Annotated in this window: 22 protein-coding genes and 1 riboswitch; of the genes, 6 read left to right on the forward strand and 16 right to left on the reverse strand. The window is 44.3% G+C overall.

All coding sequences use genetic code 11. The annotated features are described in order from the left end of the window. Positions 1 to 13: 13 nt before the first annotated feature. Positions 14 to 997 (forward strand): M23 family metallopeptidase, encoded by a 984-nt coding sequence (locus ABWW58_RS05410; protein WP_353868180.1) that lies wholly within the window; start codon positions 14 to 16, stop codon positions 995 to 997. A gap of 11 nt (positions 998 to 1,008) precedes the next feature. On the opposite strand, the gene yunB is transcribed toward ABWW58_RS05410, so the two are convergent. The 16 genes from yunB to ABWW58_RS05490 all read right to left on the reverse strand — a co-directional run bounded on the left by yunB (position 1,009) and on the right by ABWW58_RS05490 (position 16,692). Further along, a complete protein-coding gene (gene yunB / locus ABWW58_RS05415; RefSeq protein WP_353868181.1) occupies positions 1,009 to 1,815 on the reverse strand; it encodes a sporulation protein YunB in 807 nt (268 codons plus the stop codon). A gap of 113 nt (positions 1,816 to 1,928) precedes the next feature. Continuing rightward, entirely contained in the window at positions 1,929 to 2,231 is a 303-nt protein-coding gene (locus ABWW58_RS05420) for a YunC family protein (protein WP_353868182.1), read from the reverse strand. A gap of 57 nt (positions 2,232 to 2,288) precedes the next feature. Beyond that, positions 2,289 to 3,662, reverse strand: a complete 1,374-nt coding sequence (locus ABWW58_RS05425; protein ID WP_353868183.1) for a bifunctional metallophosphatase/5'-nucleotidase — start codon at positions 3,660 to 3,662, stop codon at positions 2,289 to 2,291. A gap of 210 nt (positions 3,663 to 3,872) precedes the next feature. Further along, positions 3,873 to 5,276 (reverse strand): Fe-S cluster assembly protein SufB, encoded by a 1,404-nt coding sequence (gene sufB, locus ABWW58_RS05430; protein ID WP_093674633.1) that lies wholly within the window; start codon positions 5,274 to 5,276, stop codon positions 3,873 to 3,875. A 140-nt stretch (positions 5,277 to 5,416) separates the two neighbouring features. Further along, positions 5,417 to 5,872: a Fe-S cluster assembly sulfur transfer protein SufU gene (sufU, locus tag ABWW58_RS05435; protein WP_353868184.1), complete on the reverse strand. Its 456-nt coding sequence runs from the start codon at positions 5,870 to 5,872 to the stop codon at positions 5,417 to 5,419. Then, complete coding sequence (locus ABWW58_RS05440) at positions 5,862 to 7,082, reverse strand: cysteine desulfurase (protein WP_353868185.1); 1,221 nt, start codon at positions 7,080 to 7,082, stop codon at positions 5,862 to 5,864. Before ABWW58_RS05440 ends, sufU begins: the two co-directional genes overlap by 11 nt. After that, positions 7,082 to 8,389, reverse strand: a complete 1,308-nt coding sequence (sufD, locus tag ABWW58_RS05445; protein WP_353868186.1) for a Fe-S cluster assembly protein SufD — start codon at positions 8,387 to 8,389, stop codon at positions 7,082 to 7,084. Before sufD ends, ABWW58_RS05440 begins: the two co-directional genes overlap by 1 nt. Positions 8,390 to 8,416: 27 nt before the next feature. Continuing rightward, a complete protein-coding gene (sufC, locus tag ABWW58_RS05450; protein WP_093674629.1) occupies positions 8,417 to 9,199 on the reverse strand; it encodes a Fe-S cluster assembly ATPase SufC in 783 nt (260 codons plus the stop codon). 307 nt (positions 9,200 to 9,506) lie between these two features. Beyond that, positions 9,507 to 10,346: a MetQ/NlpA family ABC transporter substrate-binding protein gene (locus ABWW58_RS05455; RefSeq protein WP_353868187.1), complete on the reverse strand. Its 840-nt coding sequence runs from the start codon at positions 10,344 to 10,346 to the stop codon at positions 9,507 to 9,509. Between the two features lie 73 nt (positions 10,347 to 10,419). Further along, on the reverse strand, positions 10,420 to 11,085 hold the full coding sequence (locus ABWW58_RS05460; protein WP_353868188.1) for a methionine ABC transporter permease: 666 nt from the start codon (positions 11,083 to 11,085) through the stop codon (positions 10,420 to 10,422). After that, positions 11,082 to 12,074: a methionine ABC transporter ATP-binding protein gene (locus tag ABWW58_RS05465; RefSeq protein ID WP_353868189.1), complete on the reverse strand. Its 993-nt coding sequence runs from the start codon at positions 12,072 to 12,074 to the stop codon at positions 11,082 to 11,084. Before ABWW58_RS05465 ends, ABWW58_RS05460 begins: the two co-directional genes overlap by 4 nt. A 158-nt stretch (positions 12,075 to 12,232) precedes the next feature. Beyond that, positions 12,233 to 12,345: riboswitch (SAM riboswitch) on the reverse strand. Between the two features lie 415 nt (positions 12,346 to 12,760). Then, complete coding sequence (gene tnpA / locus ABWW58_RS05470; RefSeq protein WP_353867745.1) at positions 12,761 to 13,246, reverse strand: IS200/IS605 family transposase; 486 nt, start codon at positions 13,244 to 13,246, stop codon at positions 12,761 to 12,763. A 558-nt stretch (positions 13,247 to 13,804) separates the two neighbouring features. Further along, on the reverse strand, positions 13,805 to 14,752 hold the full coding sequence (locus tag ABWW58_RS05475; RefSeq protein WP_445783415.1) for an anti-sigma factor domain-containing protein: 948 nt from the start codon (positions 14,750 to 14,752) through the stop codon (positions 13,805 to 13,807). 25 nt (positions 14,753 to 14,777) lie between these two features. Next, positions 14,778 to 15,533 (reverse strand): RNA polymerase sigma-I factor, encoded by a 756-nt coding sequence (gene sigI, locus ABWW58_RS05480; RefSeq protein ID WP_353868191.1) that lies wholly within the window; start codon positions 15,531 to 15,533, stop codon positions 14,778 to 14,780. A gap of 304 nt (positions 15,534 to 15,837) precedes the next feature. Beyond that, a complete protein-coding gene (gcvH, locus tag ABWW58_RS05485) occupies positions 15,838 to 16,218 on the reverse strand; it encodes a glycine cleavage system protein GcvH (protein WP_353868192.1) in 381 nt (126 codons plus the stop codon). A 108-nt stretch (positions 16,219 to 16,326) separates the two neighbouring features. Continuing rightward, positions 16,327 to 16,692, reverse strand: coding sequence for a Spx/MgsR family RNA polymerase-binding regulatory protein (locus ABWW58_RS05490; RefSeq protein ID WP_353868193.1), 366 nt, complete (start codon positions 16,690 to 16,692; stop codon positions 16,327 to 16,329). Between the two features lie 155 nt (positions 16,693 to 16,847). Here ABWW58_RS05490 and ABWW58_RS05495 point away from each other — a divergent pair, with 155 nt between their 5' ends. The 5 genes from ABWW58_RS05495 to ABWW58_RS05515 all read left to right on the forward strand — a co-directional run bounded on the left by ABWW58_RS05495 (position 16,848) and on the right by ABWW58_RS05515 (position 21,513). Next, positions 16,848 to 17,123: a hypothetical protein gene (locus ABWW58_RS05495; protein ID WP_353868194.1), complete on the forward strand. Its 276-nt coding sequence runs from the start codon at positions 16,848 to 16,850 to the stop codon at positions 17,121 to 17,123. Positions 17,124 to 17,125: 2 nt separating this feature from the next. Beyond that, on the forward strand, positions 17,126 to 17,461 hold the full coding sequence (locus ABWW58_RS05500) for a spore coat protein (protein ID WP_093674649.1): 336 nt from the start codon (positions 17,126 to 17,128) through the stop codon (positions 17,459 to 17,461). A 130-nt stretch (positions 17,462 to 17,591) separates the two neighbouring features. Continuing rightward, positions 17,592 to 19,571 (forward strand): S9 family peptidase, encoded by a 1,980-nt coding sequence (locus tag ABWW58_RS05505; protein ID WP_353868195.1) that lies wholly within the window; start codon positions 17,592 to 17,594, stop codon positions 19,569 to 19,571. 314 nt (positions 19,572 to 19,885) lie between these two features. Continuing rightward, positions 19,886 to 20,686, forward strand: a complete 801-nt coding sequence (locus ABWW58_RS05510; RefSeq protein ID WP_353868196.1) for a CAP domain-containing protein — start codon at positions 19,886 to 19,888, stop codon at positions 20,684 to 20,686. Between the two features lie 179 nt (positions 20,687 to 20,865). After that, the gene (locus ABWW58_RS05515; RefSeq protein WP_353868197.1) at positions 20,866 to 21,513 is read left to right on the forward strand and encodes a GDSL-type esterase/lipase family protein; all 648 of its coding nucleotides are present in this window, start codon (positions 20,866 to 20,868) and stop codon (positions 21,511 to 21,513) included. Positions 21,514 to 21,565 lie beyond the last annotated feature (52 nt).

Genomic DNA, 21,565 nt, shown 5'->3' on the forward strand with positions numbered 1-21,565 from the left:
TCGTTGTTTAGAAATGTCGATACATTCTCGAATCCTCCTTTGCTTTTTCATTGTATTCTTCACATCGGCAACAGCAGTATCTGCTGAAGAGTCTGCGAATACATTGGATCACGAACGAAAAACGTTATATTTAAAAACAGCTGCGCTCACCGGCATTCGTTGGAGCATCCTAGCCGGTTGCGACCAATACGAACGCAATATTAATGCCCTCATGCCTGGTCATTCGAAAACAGATCCGTTAATCAGTATTACGTTTTCAAAACGAATTTGGGTCGGGCCTCTGAATCCCGATCTGGATGATCAGAATCCAAAGACGATTGCGCTTTTTGGCGGTATTGGTAAAGATGGTGACGGTGATGGACGCGCGAGTCTCGATCACGCCGAAGATCGGCTGTTCACGTTCGCCGAACAGATCGCCCAAGCCGGACCAGGTGAAGAAAACACGCGAATAGGCATTTGGCACTTCTATCAGAGAGGTAAAGCAGTGGACTTGATCGAAGATTTTGCCTGTCTTTTTGACCATGCGAAACCTGCTGAATTAAGGAAACACGCCTTTCCGGTTCCATTGAACTACAATTATGATTACGCGTCGACCTGGGGCGCGAAACGCGGCTGGGGCGGCAACCGAATCCATGAGGGCACAGATATTTTCGCAGATTACGGCACCCCGGTCCGAGCAACCGCTTATGGTGTTATCGAACTAATTGGCTGGAACAAATACGGGGGCTGGCGAATCGGAATTCGCGACTTACACGGCAACTACCATTATTTTGCTCACCTGAACGGATACGCGCCGGGTCTGCATGGCGGCGCAATCACAAAACCCGGACAAGTGATCGGCTATGTCGGCAGTTCAGGGTACGGACCCAAAGGGACAATGGGAAAATTTCCGCCTCATTTGCATTATGGACTCTATCGAGATAACGGACGGGCAGAATATTCCGTGGATCCTTATCCCGCTTTGCGGATATGGGAGCGTCAGGCAAACCAGAACTAAACAAGACAGATTCATCGGTCGCTCTCTTTTGGCGTTTTAATCGGAACAGCTGTAGAGATGCCCGAGCCATTTGAACTGTAATAATAGGGAACACCAGGAGATATTCCTTTGCCGCCAAGCGTTATATGCTGAACGATCGTTTTTGTCTTAATCTCAAATGGAACAATCACGTCAACCTTTACTTTGACATCAATATAGACTAAAAAAAGTGGGTTATTAATGCCCACATTTTTGGAGCTCACTCTAACGTCGCTTTCCACGTTGCTCACGACGTCCATTTCAACAGGCACACGCGGCCCGTAATTACTGAGAAGCGCGTTATTTAAAATTTGTCCCATAGGAATGTCAGCGATCAGAGCATCACCTTGATGATGTTTGCTATAGACCAGGTCATCATCGTGGCCATTCGTCAGAGATATCCGTCCTTTTTCAGCGGCTCTCAAGAACCATAAAATCCGATTCGAGATGATCCCTTTGAGGCGATTCACTTCCGTCGTATTCACTTCAAAGCTACTAATTTTTTTCTCATCCGTGTAATGCGTGACAAACAATTTTGATGAATCTATTATCGGCATCTCATTAGGATCATTTTTCTTGTTCACATTGCTTAACGCATTTTCTCCAATCCCATAATTAAGCGCGTAATTCGCAATTTGTTCGGTCTGAGTCAGCGCAATGCTCATCACTGCAGGTTTCATTTTCTCATTAACGGTCCAAACCGCAAGCGAAATGCAGAGGATAAAAATGATAAGCGATACAAATAGAGTGTGCTTGATCGACATGTTCTTTCGTCTGTAACGTCTGCTCGGCTTAAACATGACAACCCTCCTCCACATCATTTATATGACTGTGAAGGAGGGTTAAGTCATTTTTTCTTTGGAAAGGCATTACTTCCAGAACATCTATCGTCCAGATTGTCTGTTCAAAGGAATCATCCCATCTTCTTTAACGCGTCCACGCCGGTCGTGCCCACATGGATACCGAGTTTTTCAGCCCCAACGGTGACTTCTGCCAATGGCGCGTGAAGCAAATCATCCAAGGTTCGAACACCAACCGCTTTCCCGGCAAGCACGTTCCGATCCGCCAATTTGTCATTAAGCAGCTGAACATCAAGCGCACCGCACATGATATAGCCATTTTTCCCCGTAATCACCAGCAGAGTTGTTTTCGGCAAAGAAACACTGATCCCCTGATAGAGAGCACCGTCAATCGTAAAAGGTTGTGCGTCAATCATTTTAAAGCCTCCTTCTTCGTTTATCTTATGGAGAAGGTGGGCGAAAAGTGACTCACCTTAGTACTCACTCAATTTGCTTAATCGCCAAGCAAGCAAATCACGTAAGGTTTCGGGTAAGTAAAAACGGTGTTGCGCCTTAACAATCTGAGGAAGAAATGAACCTAAGGTAAACATGTCGATTGTACCCACGCTATATCGTTTCATAGGGTCAATCGGCTGTCCATCAATTCGAACATTCACCACTCCTTCCGCACTCGTATCATAAGTCAGGTAGCTGAAAACGAGTCGTCCGAGCAACTTTCCGCGAAACCCGAATCCTTTTAACTCGTAGGTTTGAAAATCTTTTCTCAAACCGATCTGTATCATTTCCATGATTTCTTCTCCCGTCACCTCGACACGGCATGGGTTGATCGGATGAGGGCATGTGCGATGAACGGTATATCGGGTAAGCGGACCTTTCTTCAGATCCCCCAATATAACGCCCGCGTTGACGAGGCCTATATCCGCGTCGCACCATTGGCGAAGCGCATCGGCCATTAGCTGAGTAAGCTCACAATTCGCAAACCAGTCTACCGGAAAATTGTGATCAAGCACGGCTACTACATCTTGCATAGCAGCAATGCCGCGTTCAGTCAAATGGTTCACATCCGCGTCCGCGGCATGATCGGACGGTTCACGCAGCGTAATGAGATCCGCCCCTTTATGAAGGATCCGGCCGTTTTGTTCATCGTATTCAACGACAACATGGCCAGCATAGCGGAGATATTTTCCAGCCTGAGCAATCAGAGTGTCTGAGACAAGCTCTCCCTGTTCCAACACATGATGCGTGTGTGCGCCGATGATCACATCAATGCCTGCGATCTCGCGCGCGACCCGTTCATCAAACGGCAATCCGACATGCGACATGAGAACCAATACATCAACCTGTCCACGAAGCTGTTGCACCATTTTTTTTAGTTCAGTATAAGGATCTTTGATTTCCCAGCCTAATTGACTGTAAAAGTGAGGAAAAGAGGCGGTAAGCCCAATGAGTCCAACCTTCACGCCATGCATCTTCTGTATCGCATAAGGAGAACACCACTCTGGACGCAATCCAGTTTGCTGATCATACAGGTTAGCGAGTACAACCTTAAATCGCCGTGTAAGATATGCCGCGCCGAGTTGCTCTTTTGTAAACGTAATGCCTTCATTGTTGCCAATGGTCACATAATCATAATCCGCGTCGTTTAGCAATTGCACATTACCCGTACCGAGCAAGCCCTCAGTAAGCGGGTTGACGCGATCCATATGATCACCCAGATCAAGGGTTAGGAACGGTTCTCCTATTTCAGTCAGTCGCTTTCGTTCCTGGTTCAGATAGCTTACAAGACAGCCCCATGAGTCAAGATGACTGTGGATATCATTTGTATGTAAAAAATGGAGTGGTATCAAACAAAAGCCTCCTAGTCGTAAACAAAAGATCAATCGTAAAAACATATACTGTTCAGACTGAACATATCTATTTTATTCCCTATTGCTTTAATTCTGTCAAGGGAGGACGAATTAATCCCGATATTTTTTACGTAAAAAACACAAAACCTTTCAACCCGCCAAAAAGACGAATTGAAAGGCTTGTTGTGATTCTTTTGATCTGAGATCGGATTAACCAATCGATCCTTCCATGTTGTATTTAATCAGACGGTTCATCTCGACCGCGTACTCCATTGGAAGTTCTTTTGTAAACGGTTCAATAAAGCCCATAACAATCATTTCCGTCGCTTCTTGTTCGGTCAAACCGCGGCTCATCAGATAGAAGAGCTGTTCTTCGGAGACCTTGGAAACCTTCGCTTCATGCTCCATTGAAATGTCCTTATTCAATACTTCGTTATAAGGAATCGTATCCGATGTCGATTTATCATCCATAATTAAGGTATCACATTCAATATGGGAACGGGAATTCTTCGCATTCGGCGCAAAATGAACTTTACCGCGATAGGTCACATTCCCGCCGTTCTTGGCAATTGACTTTGAGATAATCGTTGACGATGTATTCGGAGCCAAATGGATCATCTTTGAACCGGAGTCCTGATTTTGTCCCTTGCCGCCAATCGCGATGGTCAGTGTACTTCCTCGGGAGCCTTCGCCCTTTAGTACAACGGACGGATATTTCATCGTAACAGCGGAGCCGATGTTGCCATCCACCCATTCCATCGTTGCGTGTTCCTCGCAGATTGCACGTTGGGTGACAAGGTTGTATACGTTGTTCGCCCAGTTTTGAATTGTAGTATAGCGGCAATAGGCGTCTTTACAGACATAAATTTCAACAATACCGCTGTGCAGCGAGCTGCTCGAATAGACAGGAGCAGTACAGCCCTCTACGTAATGTACAGAAGCGCCTTGATCAACGATAATCAGTGTACGTTCAAACTGACCCATACTCTCTGAGTTAATACGGAAGTAAGCCTGAAGCGGTGTCTTGCAAACAACGCCCTTCGGAATATAAACGAAGGATCCGCCAGACCAGCATGCCGCGTTCAGTGCGGAAAATTTATTGTCGGCAAAAGAAATCACTCGTCCAAAGTACTGTTTAAACAAGGCTTCATGCTTCTGAAGGGCAGAATCTGTATCAAGGAAAATGACACCGTCTTTTTCAAGTTCTTCCTTCATGCTATGGTAAACCACTTCAGATTCGTATTGCGCGGAGACACCGGCCAGATATTTGCGCTCTGCCTCCGGAATTCCTAGTTTATCAAACGTATCCTTGATTTCACTTGGCACTTCATCCCATGTACGGCCTTGGTTTTCAACCGGCTTAACATAGTAAGTCAGGTCATCAAAATTCAGACCGTTCAGATCGGCTCCCCATTGCGGCATCGGCCGTTTATAGAAGTGATGCAGTCCCTTCAAGCGATAGTTCAACATCCATTCCGGTTCATTTTTCTTCTTGGAAATTTCGCGGACAATATCTTCCGTCAAGCCCCGTTTTGTCCGGAACACAGATACATCTTTTTCGCTGAACCCATATTTATATTCATCAATTTCAGGCAGCTGCTGTTCTGTAGCCATTGCGGCATTCCTCCTTTTTCTTAACATGCTCGGTCGAGATTATCCGTTTCGCTATTTATCACAGGTGAGTGCTGGTACATTCGTCAGTCGTAAGTAATCATTTCTTAAAATAAGTTTATCACAATTCACAAAATTGTTGATTATTGTGGGCTTTTTTCTGGATCAGCCTCACGAAGTGCTTTTTCAACAGCTTTCCATGCCAAGGTCGCACATTTGATCCGAGCAGGATATTGTGAGACGCCGTGAAGTGCTTCAGCGTCACCAAGCTCCAAGTCGTCATTGTGCTCATGACCTTGAACCATCTCTGAAAAGTCAAAAGTAAGCTGATGAATTTGATCGACTTCCAAGCCTTTAATCGCCTCAGTCATCATTGAAGCGGAGGATTGGCTGATGGCACATCCGGACCCCAAATATTTCACGTCAACAACTTTATTATTTTCTATTTCAAGTGACACCTGAATCTTGTCGCCGCATGAAGGATTGTTCATCGTTACGGTCACGCAGTGATCTCCTTCAAGCGCGCCTCGGTTTCGCGGTTTTTTGTAATGATCCATGATGACCGAACGGTACAGCTGGTCAAGATTATTAAACAACATGTCCGAAGAACTCCTTCGTTTCTTTAATTCCTTTGGCCAAAGCTTCAATCTCATCCTCAGAATTGTAGAAATAGAAACTTGCGCGAACAGTGGATTCGCATTTTAAGCAGCTCATCAGCGGCTGCGCGCAGTGGTGACCCGCTCGTACTGCAATTCCCTCTGAATCCAGAGCGGTCGACACATCATGCGGATGCACGCCGTCGATATTAAAAGAGACGAGACCCGAGCGTTTGTGCGGACCATATAAGGTGACTCCGTCAATTTCCGAGAGCAAGTCATATGCGCGCCCGGTTAACTTTTCCTCATAGTTCTGAATTGCATCCATACCGACATTTTGTAAATAGTCAATAGCCGCGCCGAGACCTATTGCTCCGGCAATATGCGGTGTACCCGCTTCGAGCTTCCAAGGCAGTTCCGCCCAAGTCGCACTTTGGAATCCTACTTCATCAATCATTTCGCCGCCGGTTTCAATCGGCTCCATCGCTTCAAGCAGGGCTTGTTTGCCATAGAGCACTCCGATACCTGTTGGACCAAGCATCTTATGGCCGGAAAAGGCGAAGAAATCGGCATCCATATCTTGAACGTCTACAGTCATATGCGGCGTGCTCTGCGCACCGTCCACAACCATGATCGCGCCATGCGCATGAGCGATTGCCGCAATCTCTTTCACCGGATTGACGGTGCCGAGCACATTGGACACTTCTGTAACCGATACAATTTTCACGCGATCTGTAACAGTTTCTCTTACCTTATTAAGATCTAACGTACCGTCTTCTTCCATTGGAAAATAGCGAAGAACAGCGCCTGTCTTTTGGGCGACTTGCTGCCATGGAATCAGGTTGGCATGATGCTCCATTGGTGTGATAACAATCTCGTCTCCTTCACTGAGACGTGCCAATCCATATCCATAAGCAATGAGATTAAGGCTCTGAGTCGTACCCATTGTATAAATAATTTCCTTCTCGCTCTTCGCATTGATAAAGCTGCGGATTTTCTCACGCGCCTCTTCGTAGCGATCCGTCGCGATCGTGCCCAACGTATGCACACCGCGATGGACATTGGAATTATAGTGTTCATAGTAGTCAACCATTGTCTGAATAACAGATGACGGTTTCTGCGATGTCGCCGAATTGTCTAAATAAACAAGTTGGTGCCCATTGACTTGTTGATTCAAGATCGGAAAGTCGCGACGAATTGATGTTATATCCATTAGCCAACTTTCCTTTCAATTAAGGTTGCCAGCTGCACGCGGACGCCTTCAATAGGAAGCAGATCAACGATTGGTGCAAGAAATCCCTCGACAATCAGTTTTTCTGCCGTCTCCTGTTTGATCCCGCGGCTCATTAAGTAATACAGCTGATCCGGATCGACACGGCCCACAGATGCCGCATGTCCCGCGATGACGTCATATTCATCGATAAGCAGAATCGGGTTCGCATCGCCGCGTGCTTCGTCGCTAAGCATCAGAACACGCTGTGTCTGCTCACCATCGGCACCCGACGCGCCATGCTCAATTTTTGTACGCGCGTTAAAGATTGAGTTCGATGCGTCTTTTTGCGCTGCACGAACAAGCAGTTGACTCTTTGTCGCCTTGCCCACATGGCGCACATAATTGTCAAAATTCTGTTTCTGCGATCCGCTTCCGATGCTTACCGCTTTAATATCTGCGGCAGCTCCATCGCCTTCAAGATTTGTCGCATTTTCCGACAGCGTATTCCCATCATTCATCTGCCCAAGTGCCCATTGAATACGCCCGTCCTTGGCAACTTCGGCTTGCCTGCTTACATAAGTAACAAACTGATCCGAAAATTCGTCAACAGCGCCAAATTTCACTTGGGCATTCTCGCCAACGACAACTTCGTTGACGATATTAGCTACCCCGTCACTAGCAGAGTCATCAGACAAATAGCTCTCCACAAAAGTAACCGAACTGCTCTGCTCCGCAACAACAATCGTATGTGCAACAAGGCCGACAGACGGAGCATCTTGATAGTAAACCGCCTGAATCGGTTCTGAAATCACAACATTCTTTGGAACATAAAGGAAAGAACCACCATTTACAAGGGCCGCATTTACTGCCGTCAATTGATGTTTCTCAATTGGTGTCGTCTTAAAATAATAGTTCGCAAGCAAATCGCTGTGATCGCGAATCGCAGTTGCAAGGTCAGTATAAATAACTCCTTGATCACTAAGCTCCTTTGACAGATGGTGATAAACCGCGGAACTATTTACATGGATAAGCACATTACCTGCTTCTTCACCTTTTTTCATCAGCCCACGCACCGCACTTGGAAGCTCGCTCAATTGACGAGAGGCAGTGCTTTCGGTTTGATAGTTAAAGTTTGTGAAATTCCAGTCTGCGATTCGGGTCTTCTCAGGCTTTGGAAGCGGCAACTCTTCGGCCAGAGTTAAACCCTTCAAACGTATATTTGAGAACCATTTCGCTTCGTTTCGATTTTCAGCATATTTTGTTACGGCTTCCGCGTCGAACGGAAGATTTTTCAGCTGCATGGACATCGTCACCCCTCCTTACGATCTCGATTATTAGGCTTCAACCGTTTCATCATCAGTGATGCCAAGTTCGGCTTTCATTCCGTCATAGCCTTCTTTTTCAAGCTGCAACGCAAGTTCCGGTCCACCGGTCTTCACGATACGGCCCTGCATCATAATGTGGACTTTATCTGGTTTAATATAGTTCAGGAGTCGTTGGTAGTGAGTAATAATCAAGCAGCCGAAGTTTTCCGAACGCATCGAGTTGACGCCCTTAGCCACCCATTTCAGAGCGTCGATATCCAAACCGGAATCAATTTCATCAAGAATTGCGAATTTCGGTTCGAGCATCATTAATTGAAGAATTTCGTTACGCTTTTTCTCACCGCCGGAGAAGCCTTCGTTTACATAACGTTCCGCAAACGATTGATCCATTTCCAGCATCTGCATCTTCTTATCCAGAGTTTTAATGAATTTCATCAATGGGATCTCATTTCCTTCACCGCGTCTGCCATTGATAGCCGTTCTCAAAAAGTCGGCATTGCTGACCCCGCTCACCTCACTTGGATACTGCATTGCAAGAAACATGCCTGCACGCGCGCGTTCATCGACCGCCATATCAAGCAGATTCTCGTTGCCTAGAAACGCTTGTCCTGAAGTGACTTCATATTTAGGATGTCCCATAAGCGCAGATGCGACCGTTGATTTTCCGGTTCCGTTTGGTCCCATTAAGGCATGAATCTCTCCGCCTTTCATATCAAGATCAAAGCCCTTGACAATGGACTTGCCTTCAACCGAAACGTGAAGGTCGTTTATTTTCAATTCTGGTACAGTCATCTCAAAACCTCCAGTAAAAAAAGTCTATTTGCGGATTGAAATCCGTTCTCAATCTATTCTCATTATCATCTTATATCAGATGTAAATAGATAGCAACCAAAAGGATACGCTTATTACTATGATAAAAGTATGTATCCGTATTATACCGCTAATTATACGAATCATAATAGAAAAACAGATAAAAAATGCGTGGATATCGTGCATTATTTCGATACGTTTGGCCAACCAAGCGAATCATTTAGGTCTTTTCAAACAAAAATCGCTCAAGCAATTTCTGCTGAGCGATTTTCATTAGTTCTGAATTTTATCATTCAGAGACAGGAAGGACGGCACCTTTATACTTTTCGTTAATAAATGTTTGAATTTCTTTTGAGTGGAGCACGCTCACTAATTCCTTAATTGCTTTCTTATTTTGATCGCCTTTTCGTACAGCGATAATGTTCGCATACGGAGAAGATGCTCCTTCAAGAATCAACGCATCTTTCTTTGGCTGAAGCTTCGCTTGAAGGGCAAAGTTTGTATTAATCGCATACAAGTCTGCCGCGCTGTTCACATAGGCTTTTGGCAGAATGGCCGGATCGATCGGCTGCAAGAATTTCAGATGTTTAATATTATCAAAATCCGTATATTTTCCGTTTTTCTGAGCGAGTGTAGCAGAAATTGGATCAATACCGGATTTAATTTTCAATAATCCTTTTGACTGTAGGAGCAGCAAAATTCGGCCTTGTTCCGACTTGTTATTGCTGATCTGTACCGTTGCTCCATCTTTTACCGCATCAACACTCTTGAATTTCTTTGAATAAATGCCAAATGGTTCGATATGAATTTTGCCGGCATTAACCAAATCCGTCTTGTTTTGCTTATTATAGAGATTAAGGTAGGGAATATGTTGAAAATAATTTGCATCCAATTGTTTTGATGCAAGTGCTTTGTTTGGCAGCACATAGTCTTGGAAGACTTTTACCTTCAAGGTAATGCCTTTCTTTTTAAGCAAAGGTGCTGCTTTCTTTAGTATTTCAGCGTGAGGCACTGCCGACGCGCCAACAGTAAGTGTTTGATTTTTCTCTGACTTTCCTGTTGATTGTCCGCATGCGGTCAAAATTAGAGTAAAAGCAAGAACTACCACAAGTATGATCGATTTTTTCATTTTAACTCCCCCAAGTTTTGTTTGTTTGATTTTTATTGCCATCATTTGTATTATGTTTCGGCTTTTATACCGTCTATCTCTTGTCAACACGGCGAGTAATAAGATCGCCGACATATTGAATGATAAAGACAATCACTAGAATAATGACAGTTGCAACGAGTGTAATCGTGTTATTATTCGCTTGAAAGCCTTCATTATACGCAATCGTACCCAGTCCGCCCGCGCCGACGACACCGGCCATTGCCGTGTTGCCGATCAGTGCGATCAATGTGACCGTCATCCCGGAAGTTAGGGCAGGAATTGCTTCAGGAAGAAGTACTTTCCAGACAATTTGCCACTTCGTTGCGCCCATTGCTTGAGCTGCTTCAATCACTCCCTTGTCCACTTCTCTTAATCCGATCTCAACCAGCCTCGCATAAAACGGTGCTGCGCCAATAATAATTGATGGCAATGCCGCACTCGCTCCGATCATGGTCCCGATAATGATCATCGTAAGCGGGATTAGTAGGATGATTAAGATAATGAATGGAATGGAACGAAAGACATTGACGAAAGCCGCGATCAGACCATAAACCGTAGCGTTTTCGAGCAGTCCGTCTTTCGCTGTTAAATAAAGCAACAGTCCCAAGATAATCCCAAGAAAAAAGGTGAAAAATCCGGAAATAATCGTCATATAAAGGGTTTGACCGGTTGACAGCCACATACTTGGCCAATCAACATTTTGTATCCATTCACTCATTTGCTCTCGAACACCTCGATTGTTACGCGGTCCGAGCGAAGATCATTAACGACCGAGCGAATCGTCTCGGACGATCCTTGAATCGAAACGAGCGTCTTATCTGCTTGACTCTCCTGCTCGGACTGCCGGCCGAGTACGTTAACTGAAAGAAATTTATTGCCAAGCAACTGTGATAGTTTTTTCTGCAGAAGTGATTTCTTCGCAGCAGAGAGTGAGAGAATGATTTTCTCAGAAGAATCAGCGCGTTCCGGGTTCTGATGAATACCGACAAATTCTTGAGTAATGGTTTGTAGTGGCTGCGCGAATACATCATCGACGCTTCCTTCCTCAACAATTCTCCCTTTATCAAGCACGGCAACTCGATCACAAATTTTTCGTATCACAGCCATTTCATGAGTGATCAAGATGATGGTGAGACCGAGTGTCTTGTTGATCTTCGACAGAAGTGAGAGAATTGAATCTGTCGTTTTAGGATCTAGTGCCGAGGTCGCCTCATCACAGAGAAGAACCTTTGGATTATTGGCTAACGCGCGGGCAATACCGACCCTTTGTTTTTGACCCCCGCTTAGTTCAGCCGGGTACGCGGATTCCTTTCCTTCGAGCCCAACCATTTGAATAAGCTCGGCAATACGTTCATCCCTTTGTTTCTTCTTCATTTTTGTTAATTCTAAGGGAAACGCAATATTCTGAGCCACCGTTCTCGACCACAGTAAATTAAAGTGTTGGAAAATCATACCGATCGTTCTCCGCTCTTCACGCAGCTGACGCTCGTTAAAGTCAGTCAGATGTCTTCCCTCGATCATGATCGTTCCCGATGTCGGTTTTTCCAGCAGGTTGATTAGTCGTATCAACGTACTCTTTCCAGCACCGCTGTAGCCGATAATACCGAATATTTCCCCCTCTTTAATTTCAAGGTTAACATCGGACAGTGCATGGACTGCACCATGTTCTGTTTGGAACGTTTTCTTGATATTGCTTAATTGAATCAAATCTGTCACCACTTTCAAAAAAATCCGAGAAGCGATAATCATTTTTTCCGATATTTCTAATCGGATTAATGTTCTCTTTTAAGTTTTTTACACTCATCCTCCTCATTCTTAATTTTACTCAATAAAAAAGCCCACCTTGAGAGAGGAGGGATTCACCTCTCTCATCTGTAAGAAACATACGTTTCTGAAGGAATTAGCACCTTGATTGTAACGACTACAATCAGGTTGCCGGGCATCATCGGGCCAGTCCCTCCGCCACTCTGGATAAGAGTTTCTTCTATTCGATTGAGTGATAATAACTTACCATCCTATGACAACAATGTCAAACCTTTTTTTGTGTATGAAAAACCGGGCACAGCCCGGTCCTTACTTCCGCATGATGCGGTGGCTTTCGCTAAATGCGGTTTTGAATCATCAAGCTTGTCTTGAACAAACAGTTCTAGTTCACACTGGTAGGAAAGTATAAGAAAACATTTAAAGGAAACGAGTGTAAGCGGTCCGAAAAAACGCCGCGTCCTGCGGCTCATCGGACACTAGGCCGTCCATGGCCGTCGCAATCAAAACCACCCGTGTGAACGGGTGGTTTGCTCTGCGGCTGAAAGCCTTTGTTACTGGCCAGCCCTTAAAAGGGCACCGAGGCGTCCGCCAACCGCACTACTTCCCCGGCACCCCTAAAAGGGGGACTTCTATTTTTTCTTTTTTTTGCGTTTGACCTCTTCTCCAGTAAACGGATCAATATGTTCAAACATGCTTAATTGCTCTGCGACTACATCCTCTTGTATCTGGTTGCGAATGTATTCTGCAATCACTTTCTTATTTCTTCCTACTGTATCCACATAGTATCCCCTGCACCAAAATTTTCGATTTCCATATCGGTATTTCAAGTTCGCATGTCGATCAAAGATCATTAAACTGCTTTTTCCTTTGAGATAGCCGATAAAAGCTGCAACGCTTATCTTCGGCGGTATACTGACCATCATGTGTATGTGATCTTTACAGGCTTGGGCTTCGATAATTTCTACACCTTTTCGCTCACTTAACTGTCTTAAAATCATGCCTATATCTTTTTTAAGCTTTCCATAGATAATTTGTCTTCGGTACTTTGGTGCAAAAACTATATGATACTTACAATTCCATTTTGTATGTGCTAAACTATTTACATCAGATGGCATTAAAAAGTCTCCCTTTGGCTGATAAATTTGGTTGGCGAACCGAAATTTATCTTAACACGAGGTGAGGCTTTTTTTGATACATCGCTTGAAGCTCTCCGGAACCCTAGGCATAGCCTAGGGTTTTCAAAACATGCAAACTAAGTCTTCGCCTTCGCCAGAGGCTTGGCAAAGCCAAGTTTTCTAATAAATCATTTGGGTCCTTAATTCGATATCGCGGCCGGAATAAAATAAGCGGAGATTTTCCGGCTATTTGCATCATGGTGCTTGTTTTACAGGTAAATAAGGGTAATTTTTCCGCTTATGTACGGAAAAACCCTCTATTTTCACGTTTTTCGATCCGATAAGCGGAATTTTTCCGTCTATTTAAGCTATTTTTTCATTCATTTTCTAAGTAAGCGGAATTATTCCGTTTATTTCTTAGATTGGGCGGCTTACCTAATCGTCCATCCGAATCTTATGACCTTATCGTCGTACCGGCAAGGCAAAACGATAAACTTTCTTTACTTGCTAAAAAAGATCCAAACAGATCTCCGTCTGCTTGGATCTTTTAATCCGGTCTCATGCATAGCCTGCCACGCGGCTGTTCCAATAATGATAACTGCTGTCTCGTCTACTCTGTATCGGTTCAACGCTTTGAAATGGATCTCGAAATAGCGGTTGAGCCTGTCTCCCATTGAACGACGCCTGGTCACTATGAAACTGAGATTTCATTTGACCTGCTGATTCTTTTAATAAAGCGTTCCATGGCAAAGAAACGGATTCCGATACTTCTAGCATTTTCTCCGCGGAGAGCCGTCTCGCATCTTCAAGAGAGAGCGTTTTTCCGTATGCATTAGCCCGCAAATAGAGCAGATATTTTCCCGCAGACAGCCCGCGCATTTCGGCAGCCCTCTTTCGTTCAACCGATGTACGCAACCATTCAACACCGCTGCCGTTCACCTGAAGCAGCTGTTTGGCTCCACTGTTGAAGGCAGCGATCAACCCCTGGGTAAATTCGGTTTGTTGCTTACGACTGATTTGGTCAGTAAGTACAGTTGTAATCAGGCAAAGTGAGCGTTTATCCGTAATCCGCTCATCTCCAAGCTTCGAAAGCAACGCAGAGCTGAGGTCTGAGAAGGTCATATTTTGAAAAACAGATGTCTCACTGATAATCTGTTTAGCCTCATTGTTTAGCGGTTGAACAGAAATTACATGCATATTACGATCAACGCTCGCCTCTATACTCGCTTTTAAATCAATATAAACGTAAGCAGCAACAGGACCAGAAGGCGCGTATGTGCTATTCGATAACGGAATAAAGCAAAGGACCGAAAACCCCAGTGCAATGATTGGTGTCAGAAACGATCTGGGAAGAAGATAAAATTGGGCAAGGTGTTCTGAAAATACCGTCTGTCCAATGGAGAGATTCGCCGTACGTCTGAGCCTGACCGACTTAAAGTCGCCTTCGTTGGTCAGAATGATCGCGCGCCGCCCCTTTTTGGACACGAGTACACCCTGATTAATCAGTTTTCTCCCCTCCCTTTCTCTGTCATTAAACCGTTTCTAATTCCGGTTCAATATATGACTTTAGTGCACTGAATCCGCCGATGTAGATCAGCGACAATGCTATTATATACTTTCGATTCCTTTCGATCGTTTTGCGGCTACACGACACAAATTGTAACAAATCTTTTATCGGCAACTGCTTTTTTTTCTTTAAATAGCTCACTAATTCCTTACGTTCAACTAAACGTTTTGCTGATACTTTTGCGTTCTCACGCGCGTCCGCGTGCTTTGGACAGTGCTTGCTGAGAACATCAAAGGTTATGCCGTATTCCAAGAGAAGCAACTGATAGCTCTCTATTTGTTCCATGCGCTCATTAATCCGGCGCTGTTCCTCAAAATGATCAATGGCCGCCTGCTGCTCGATGAAACTTTCTTCCATGGTGTTCTCACCAGAAGGTTTCGTCTGATCCAAATAGATGTGGCGCATCTGACGCGATTCTTTACGAATAAAGTCAATGATTCTTCGGCGAATGACCATGTCCGCAAAAGTCAGGAACTTGCTTCCCTGTCCCTTTTGGTATTGGTTAATCGCTTCGTTGAAAGCGACTAAACCGACACTGAATTCATCCATTGTCTGATCGATAAAACGATTGCATACTTTAGAAACAACCTTTTTAATGAAAGGCTGGTAGGATTCAATAATTGAGTTTCTAAGGGTTTCATCGCCCTGCTGTACCTGAAAAATGTTCATTTCAAGCGAAATATTAAACGCTCCGCTTAATGTTAGCTGGTTTGCGCTCATCAAAACTCTCACCTCTCGCTTTGATCTTTCAGAATCTGTATCAAGAAAAAATAGTTTCTTGAACAAAATCTGTGATTAACCTTTTTCTTAACATAACATGTCCAAATGAAATGAATAACTATTGTCAAAAACTTTTGTTAATGTCCGAGTTTGAGAGAAATTTGTCAATAAAAAAGCCTTGTCTCTTTTATACCATGCCTTCCCGCTCTAAATAAAGCGACAATCTGGTAACAAAAAGATGACAAGGGCTGTTATGTTTGATGAGCGACTTATCTACTTCTTATTTTTCTTGTGCCTGGCGCTATTATCCGATTAATTTTTCATAGGCTGCCGCATCAAGTAAATCATCATAAGCAGCCTCGTCAACTGAATCGAGTTCAATCATCCAAGCTTTTTCATAAGGGGACTCATTAACAAATTCTGGCGAATCTTCCAAATCTTCGTTGATTTCGGAAACAGTGCCGCTAATTGGGGCATATAATTCAGAAACCGTTTTAACAGACTCAACACTGCCAAACGAATCGCCGGCATTCAATTCCGCTCCGACATCTGGCAATTCCACAAAAACGATGTCTCCAAGTTCTTTTTGAGCGAATTCTGTGATGCCAATACGAACCTTGCCGTCCGCTTCTTTCTTAACCCATTCATGATCTTTCGAGTAGAGCAAATCTGTAGGTACACTCATTATTTTGCCTCCGTTTTCAGTACTGAATAGTGCCTTTCGTCTTGAAGATATTTCTATTATAACGTAAAAATTGGAAGAAAAAACAGTTGAACTTTATGAGTTCACTAATTACTCTGCCCATTCTTCTCTAAATGTCTCTTCACTAAAACCGACCGTCGCTTTCTTTTCGTCAAAAACAATTGGCCGTTTTATCAGCATACCATCTGCAGCAAGCCATTCCAACCATTTCTCTTCCGGCTCATTTTTCTTTTTATTCTTAAAATCGCCTTTACGATAATGTTGACCGCTCGTGTTGAAGAATTTGTCCGTCGGAACACCGCTTTGGTCAATCAGTCGTCTCAACACATCTCGAGTAGGCGGATGCTCGACAATATTAATTTCCTTATAAGGTATTGCGTGTTCGTCCAACCACTTTTTTGCTTTTCGGCAAGTGCCGCATGGCGGATAACTATACATCGTCAGCAAGTTCTTCATCCCTTCGTTTCAACATCAATCATCCCATTTTATTATACCCATCTCTATGCACCATACAAAGGGACATACCTTGGTTGAGCAAAATTTTTTTTGAATGTCCGGACATAATAAAAAGGAGCACCGTCACCATAAAAAAACAGGAGTGTGAAGAACACATGAATATGCAGCAGCAGGGCGGTCAGGCTTCAATGAATTTCGCTCAACCACCAGCGATTTTATCCACTAAAGACTTTCTGTACATTGAAGACATGCTGTCTTGGAACCTTGAGATTATCAAAAAGGCACACGCTTATGCGGCGATGTGTCAAGATCAAGATGTGATTCAGGCGATGAACCGAACATGTCAGCTCCATATACGTCATTATCAGAGCATTCTCAATCACTTGGGCAAACATGCTCAAGCGACAGCAATGGCAGGAGGTATGTCGTGATGATGGAAAAACAACCGGTTCAATCGATGCAGATTCAGAACACGGAAACGCAAGTTCCTAAGACACCGCAAATGAACGATCGTGATTATTTAAATGATGTGCTCCTCACTGAAAAATATCTGTGCACATCGTATGTTCATGCGCTTCAAGAAGCAAGTCATCAAGCGCTTTATCAGGATACAAAAACAGTATTCGATCAGACCGCCGACCATCAGCGCGATTTATTCAACCTGATGTTCAATAAAGGTTGGTATAAGCTGGAATCAGAAGAACCACAAAAGATTCAGCAAACGCTGCAGCAATTCACTCAGTATGCCCAACAGCAATTTCCTAAATAAAAAATTTAATTTTACCATTCTTTACGTCATCCTGGTTTTCAGGGTGACGTTTTTTTACGTGGACAATCGCACAAGAAAAGGCAACATTCTGTTATAATCACCTATAACTAGATCAAAGGGGGACATCAACTTGAACAAGCGGCTGATTACTAGTGATGATTTAACAGCTTTTACTTTTGCCGGGTCTCCGGCACTCTCTCAAGATGGCACAAAAGCAGTTTATGTCGTGACCAAAACTGATCTTAAACAAAACGGCTATACATCCTCCCTCTATTGGACGGATGGCGAAGGTTCGCCGAAACCACTGACGTATAATTACACGGAAAATACGCTGGTAAAGCATCATAGCCCATGTTTTTCCGCCGACAGTACCTATGTCTACTATCTTTCAAATCGTACGGGAACGGATCAGGTATGGCGAATCTCTCTGTTCGGCGGTGAGTCCGAGCGAGTAACCAAGTTTGAAAATGGGGTGCAAAGCTTTGCGCTTAGCCCAAACGGAAAACAAATCGTCTGCCAATCCGTTTTGAAAGATGAAAAGAAAAGTGACAACTCAGATGTCACCGTCATCACCAGACTCAGATACTTACAAAACGGCCAAGGATTTGTTGATGGAACATCAGCGCTTTATCTTTTCTCAATTGAGGACAAGTATAGAGAACTGATCTCAGATCCCAACTGTGACGCGGAACTTCCAGTCTTCGCACCTGAAGGCAACAGATTGTATTTCTGTATGGGCAAGGCTGATCCGGACCAAAGTGATTATCTTCTTGACCTTTACGCTTTTGATCTTTCTGAACGCACGATAACACGCATTTATGAAGCAAAAGGTACTATTTATGACATTCAAATTTCCCCGGATGGAAAAACGATCGCATTGGCTGGAAATGAAGATGGGGAATGTACTCCGGAAAACATAACGATTTTGCTCATTCCATCCACTGGTGGCACGGCAAGGAATCTTACAAAGAACGAACACTTATCACTCGGCAATTTTATCGGCACCGATGTTCGTTTTGATGCTGGTCATCAGCTTCTCGCCTGGGCTAAGGATGGCCAATCGTTGACCTACCTTGTCCAAGACGGACCCATTAGCGGATTAAAATCGGTGAATCTGCGAGGAGAATACGCAGCAGTGTTCATGAAGGAAAAACATGTGATGACTTCCTTCTCGATGAAAAATGGAACGATTGCCGCCATTATTTCAACACCGCTTTCAACGGGAGATCTCTATTTCCTGGGAAATGGCGACACCGTTCGACAAATCAGCAATCATAATCAGCAACTTTTTGAGCAATTAGATGTGAGTGAGCCAATTTCTTTTACATACAAAGGTGCCGATGGATGGAAAATCGACGGATGGCTGCTCATGCCTCCGGATTCCTTCCCAACCACGGACAAAGTTCCAGTGGTATTAGAGATTCACGGTGGCCCCGCAGCTGCTTACGGTGACTCGTTTAATCATGAATTTCAATGTCTCGCGGCGCAAGGATACGCTGTTGTGTACACGAATCCTCGCGGCAGCCGCGGTTATGGCGCCGAATTCTGTGCCGGATGTTACGGCGACTGGGGCAGAAAAGACAAGATAGACATTATTAAAGGACTAGACTATGTGTTGGATCATTTTCCTAAGTGCGATCGTGATCGCCAGTATGTCACCGGCGGCAGCTATGGCGGCTTTATGACCAATACGATTGTCGGAACCACTAATCGATTTCGTGCGGCAGTAACACAGAGATCAATCTGCAACCTGTATAACTTCTTTGGTACAAGCGATATCGGCTATTATTTTCTCACTCGTTACTTTAACGGTGCCGACTTATGGAGCGATGAAGATCTGCTGATGAGTTTCTCACCGATTCGTAACGCGAATAAAGTCAACACGCCTATTTGTATCATTCACAGCGAGCAGGATCATCGCTGTCCAATCGAACAAGCGGAGCAATGGTACGTTGCACTGCGCCGACTTGGTGTCACAACACGCTTTGTGCGAATCAAAGGGGAAAACCACGAGCTTTCGAGAAGCGGGCGACCGCAAAATCGTCTGACCCGACTGCACGAGATCATTAGCTGGTTCAATCGATACACTACGATAGAAACAAGTCAATGAGTACCTGCACACCTATAAATGATTAATAGCTCAGTCTTTCGATGTTCGTTGAAGATCGAAGGGCTGTTTTTTTGTCTCAACATGACAATGGGTCCACAAAACGATTATCTTTCGAACTCTTTGCAACTCTCCCTAACAACCAATGAGGATAACCATTATGTTCTCTTTCTTCTTATATAATAAGCTCTAAAACGCACGTTTACTCACATCTGGCTGGATCTTCCACAAATATGGTAACATCATGTAATTCCACCCTTTACCCCACTACAAATCTCCCAAACTCGAAACCTATGAACCAAGGAGGGAATTACACAATGAAAAAGAAAGTAGTTGGTTTAACCATCGCAGGGATGATTGCCCTGCCACTCGTAATCGGAGGTGGACAGGCAAACGCAGCAGAGCAGCCAAAAAACGAATTATGCAAAGCTGACGTGACGAGCCTGCTTAACTCATTAAAAGTGAAGGATCAACAGAATCTGGATCTTAACGCATTGTTGAAAAGTCTGGGTATTACCCTTGATTTTACACAAATTCAGGAACAGGGTGCGCAGCATACTTCTAAGAACGCAGATACGCCAAAGAAGAAGCATGCAAGCAAAGCGGAAAAACCTAAGGCCGCTAAGCCTGCTGAACCGCAAAAATCCGAGGCACCTGCCAATGCTGAAAAGCCTGCGGCTGACAACGCGTCCAAGCCGGCAGACAACAATCAAACCTCAAATAGCGAGATGAACGCTTACGAGCAAAAAGTCGTCGAACTGACGAATCAGGAACGAACAAAAGCCGGACTCCAGCCACTGAAAGCAGATAACAGCACTCTATCGAAAATGGCGCGCGCCAAATCTCAAGATATGAGTGACAAAAATTATTTTGACCACCAGTCACCGACCTATGGTTCACCATTTGATATGATGAAAAAATTCGGTATTTCCTATAAAACAGCCGGGGAAAACATTGCTGCCGGACAAAAGACACCTGAAGAAGTTGTTCAAGGATGGATGAACAGCCCGGGCCACCGTGCGAATATTTTAAACGCAAGCTTTACCACAATCGGTGTCGGCTATGTTCAGGGCGGCTCCTATGGCTCCTACTGGACTCAGGAATTCATCGGCAACTAATCCGTTTTACTTCGACAATCAACAAACCCAATAGAAAACAGCGTCTCACTGTGTTTCACATGTGGGCGCTGTTTTTTTTAGTACATTTCCCTCTATCCCTCCTTTAACGCGACTGAACCTGTTCTTCTATATTGAATACACTATAGCAAAAAGACAGTTCGTGAACGGAGGTGATCGTAGTGCAGACTCGTCCGCTTTATACTGCTGTTGGTGATTCACTGACTGTAGGTGTGGGTGCAACAATTTTTCAGCCGAATTTTGTCAAGCTGTATCACCACGAGCTCGAAGCCTATTATCAGACACGAATTGAGCGCCGGGTTTACGCAAAAAACGGGGCAACTACCGCAGAAATTAGCGCGAATCTCTCACGACCAGACGTCTCTGAAGCAATCAGAAATGCTCAGTTCATTACATTGACCGGCGGAGGAAATGATTTTCTTAAAGCTGGACGACAATGGATGCGCACAGGAAACTTTTCGCCAGTCATTCAAGCAAGCGAGCAGAGTTTAGCTCATTTTGAACAAATGATCCGGCAGATCGGTGTGCTCCATAAAAATAATCCTAGTCCGTTTATTGTTCGTGTGTTGAATTTGTACAATCCTTTATTCTACATTCCGGATACAAATCGTTGGTTGGAATCCTATAATGAGCGTCTTAACTTGCTCGAGGATTATCCTTTCGTTCGAGTAGCTGATATTTATCACGCATTCTCAGGGCACGAACCGCAGCTACTTGGATTCGACCGTATTCATCCGAATCCAATCGGCTATCGAATCATGGCCCAAGTTACTGCCTCTCTGGGCTTTGAACCTGCCTTGATTCTCTGAATCATTAAATCTAGTCGCTGTCATTTAGAAAAACCGGAGCATGATTCGCTCC

The organism is Sporolactobacillus caesalpiniae (assembly GCF_040513385.1).
Taxonomy (GTDB): Bacteria; Bacillota; Bacilli; order Bacillales; family Sporolactobacillaceae; genus Sporolactobacillus.

Coding starts and splice junctions, on each gene's coding strand:
- ABWW58_RS05410 (WP_353868180.1), top strand. CDS start 14: ATGTCGATACATTCTCGAATCCTCCTTTGCTTTTTCATTGTATTCTTC.
- yunB (WP_353868181.1), bottom strand. CDS start 1,815: ATGTTTAAGCCGAGCAGACGTTACAGACGAAAGAACATGTCGATCAAG.
- ABWW58_RS05420 (WP_353868182.1), bottom strand. CDS start 2,231: ATGATTGACGCACAACCTTTTACGATTGACGGTGCTCTCTATCAGGGG.
- sufB (WP_093674633.1), bottom strand. CDS start 5,276: ATGGCTACAGAACAGCAGCTGCCTGAAATTGATGAATATAAATATGGG.
- sufU (WP_353868184.1), bottom strand. CDS start 5,872: ATGTTGTTTAATAATCTTGACCAGCTGTACCGTTCGGTCATCATGGAT.
- ABWW58_RS05440 (WP_353868185.1), bottom strand. CDS start 7,082: ATGGATATAACATCAATTCGTCGCGACTTTCCGATCTTGAATCAACAA.
- sufD (WP_353868186.1), bottom strand. CDS start 8,389: ATGTCCATGCAGCTGAAAAATCTTCCGTTCGACGCGGAAGCCGTAACA.
- sufC (WP_093674629.1), bottom strand. CDS start 9,199: ATGACTGTACCAGAATTGAAAATAAACGACCTTCACGTTTCGGTTGAA.
- ABWW58_RS05455 (WP_353868187.1), bottom strand. CDS start 10,346: ATGAAAAAATCGATCATACTTGTGGTAGTTCTTGCTTTTACTCTAATT.
- ABWW58_RS05460 (WP_353868188.1), bottom strand. CDS start 11,085: ATGAGTGAATGGATACAAAATGTTGATTGGCCAAGTATGTGGCTGTCA.
- tnpA (WP_353867745.1), bottom strand. CDS start 13,246: ATGCCATCTGATGTAAATAGTTTAGCACATACAAAATGGAATTGTAAG.
- sigI (WP_353868191.1), bottom strand. CDS start 15,533: ATGAGCGCAAACCAGCTAACATTAAGCGGAGCGTTTAATATTTCGCTT.
- gcvH (WP_353868192.1), bottom strand. CDS start 16,218: ATGAGTGTACCTACAGATTTGCTCTACTCGAAAGATCATGAATGGGTT.
- ABWW58_RS05490 (WP_353868193.1), bottom strand. CDS start 16,692: ATGAAGAACTTGCTGACGATGTATAGTTATCCGCCATGCGGCACTTGC.
- ABWW58_RS05495 (WP_353868194.1), top strand. CDS start 16,848: ATGAATATGCAGCAGCAGGGCGGTCAGGCTTCAATGAATTTCGCTCAA.
- ABWW58_RS05500 (WP_093674649.1), top strand. CDS start 17,126: ATGGAAAAACAACCGGTTCAATCGATGCAGATTCAGAACACGGAAACG.
- ABWW58_RS05510 (WP_353868196.1), top strand. CDS start 19,886: ATGAAAAAGAAAGTAGTTGGTTTAACCATCGCAGGGATGATTGCCCTG.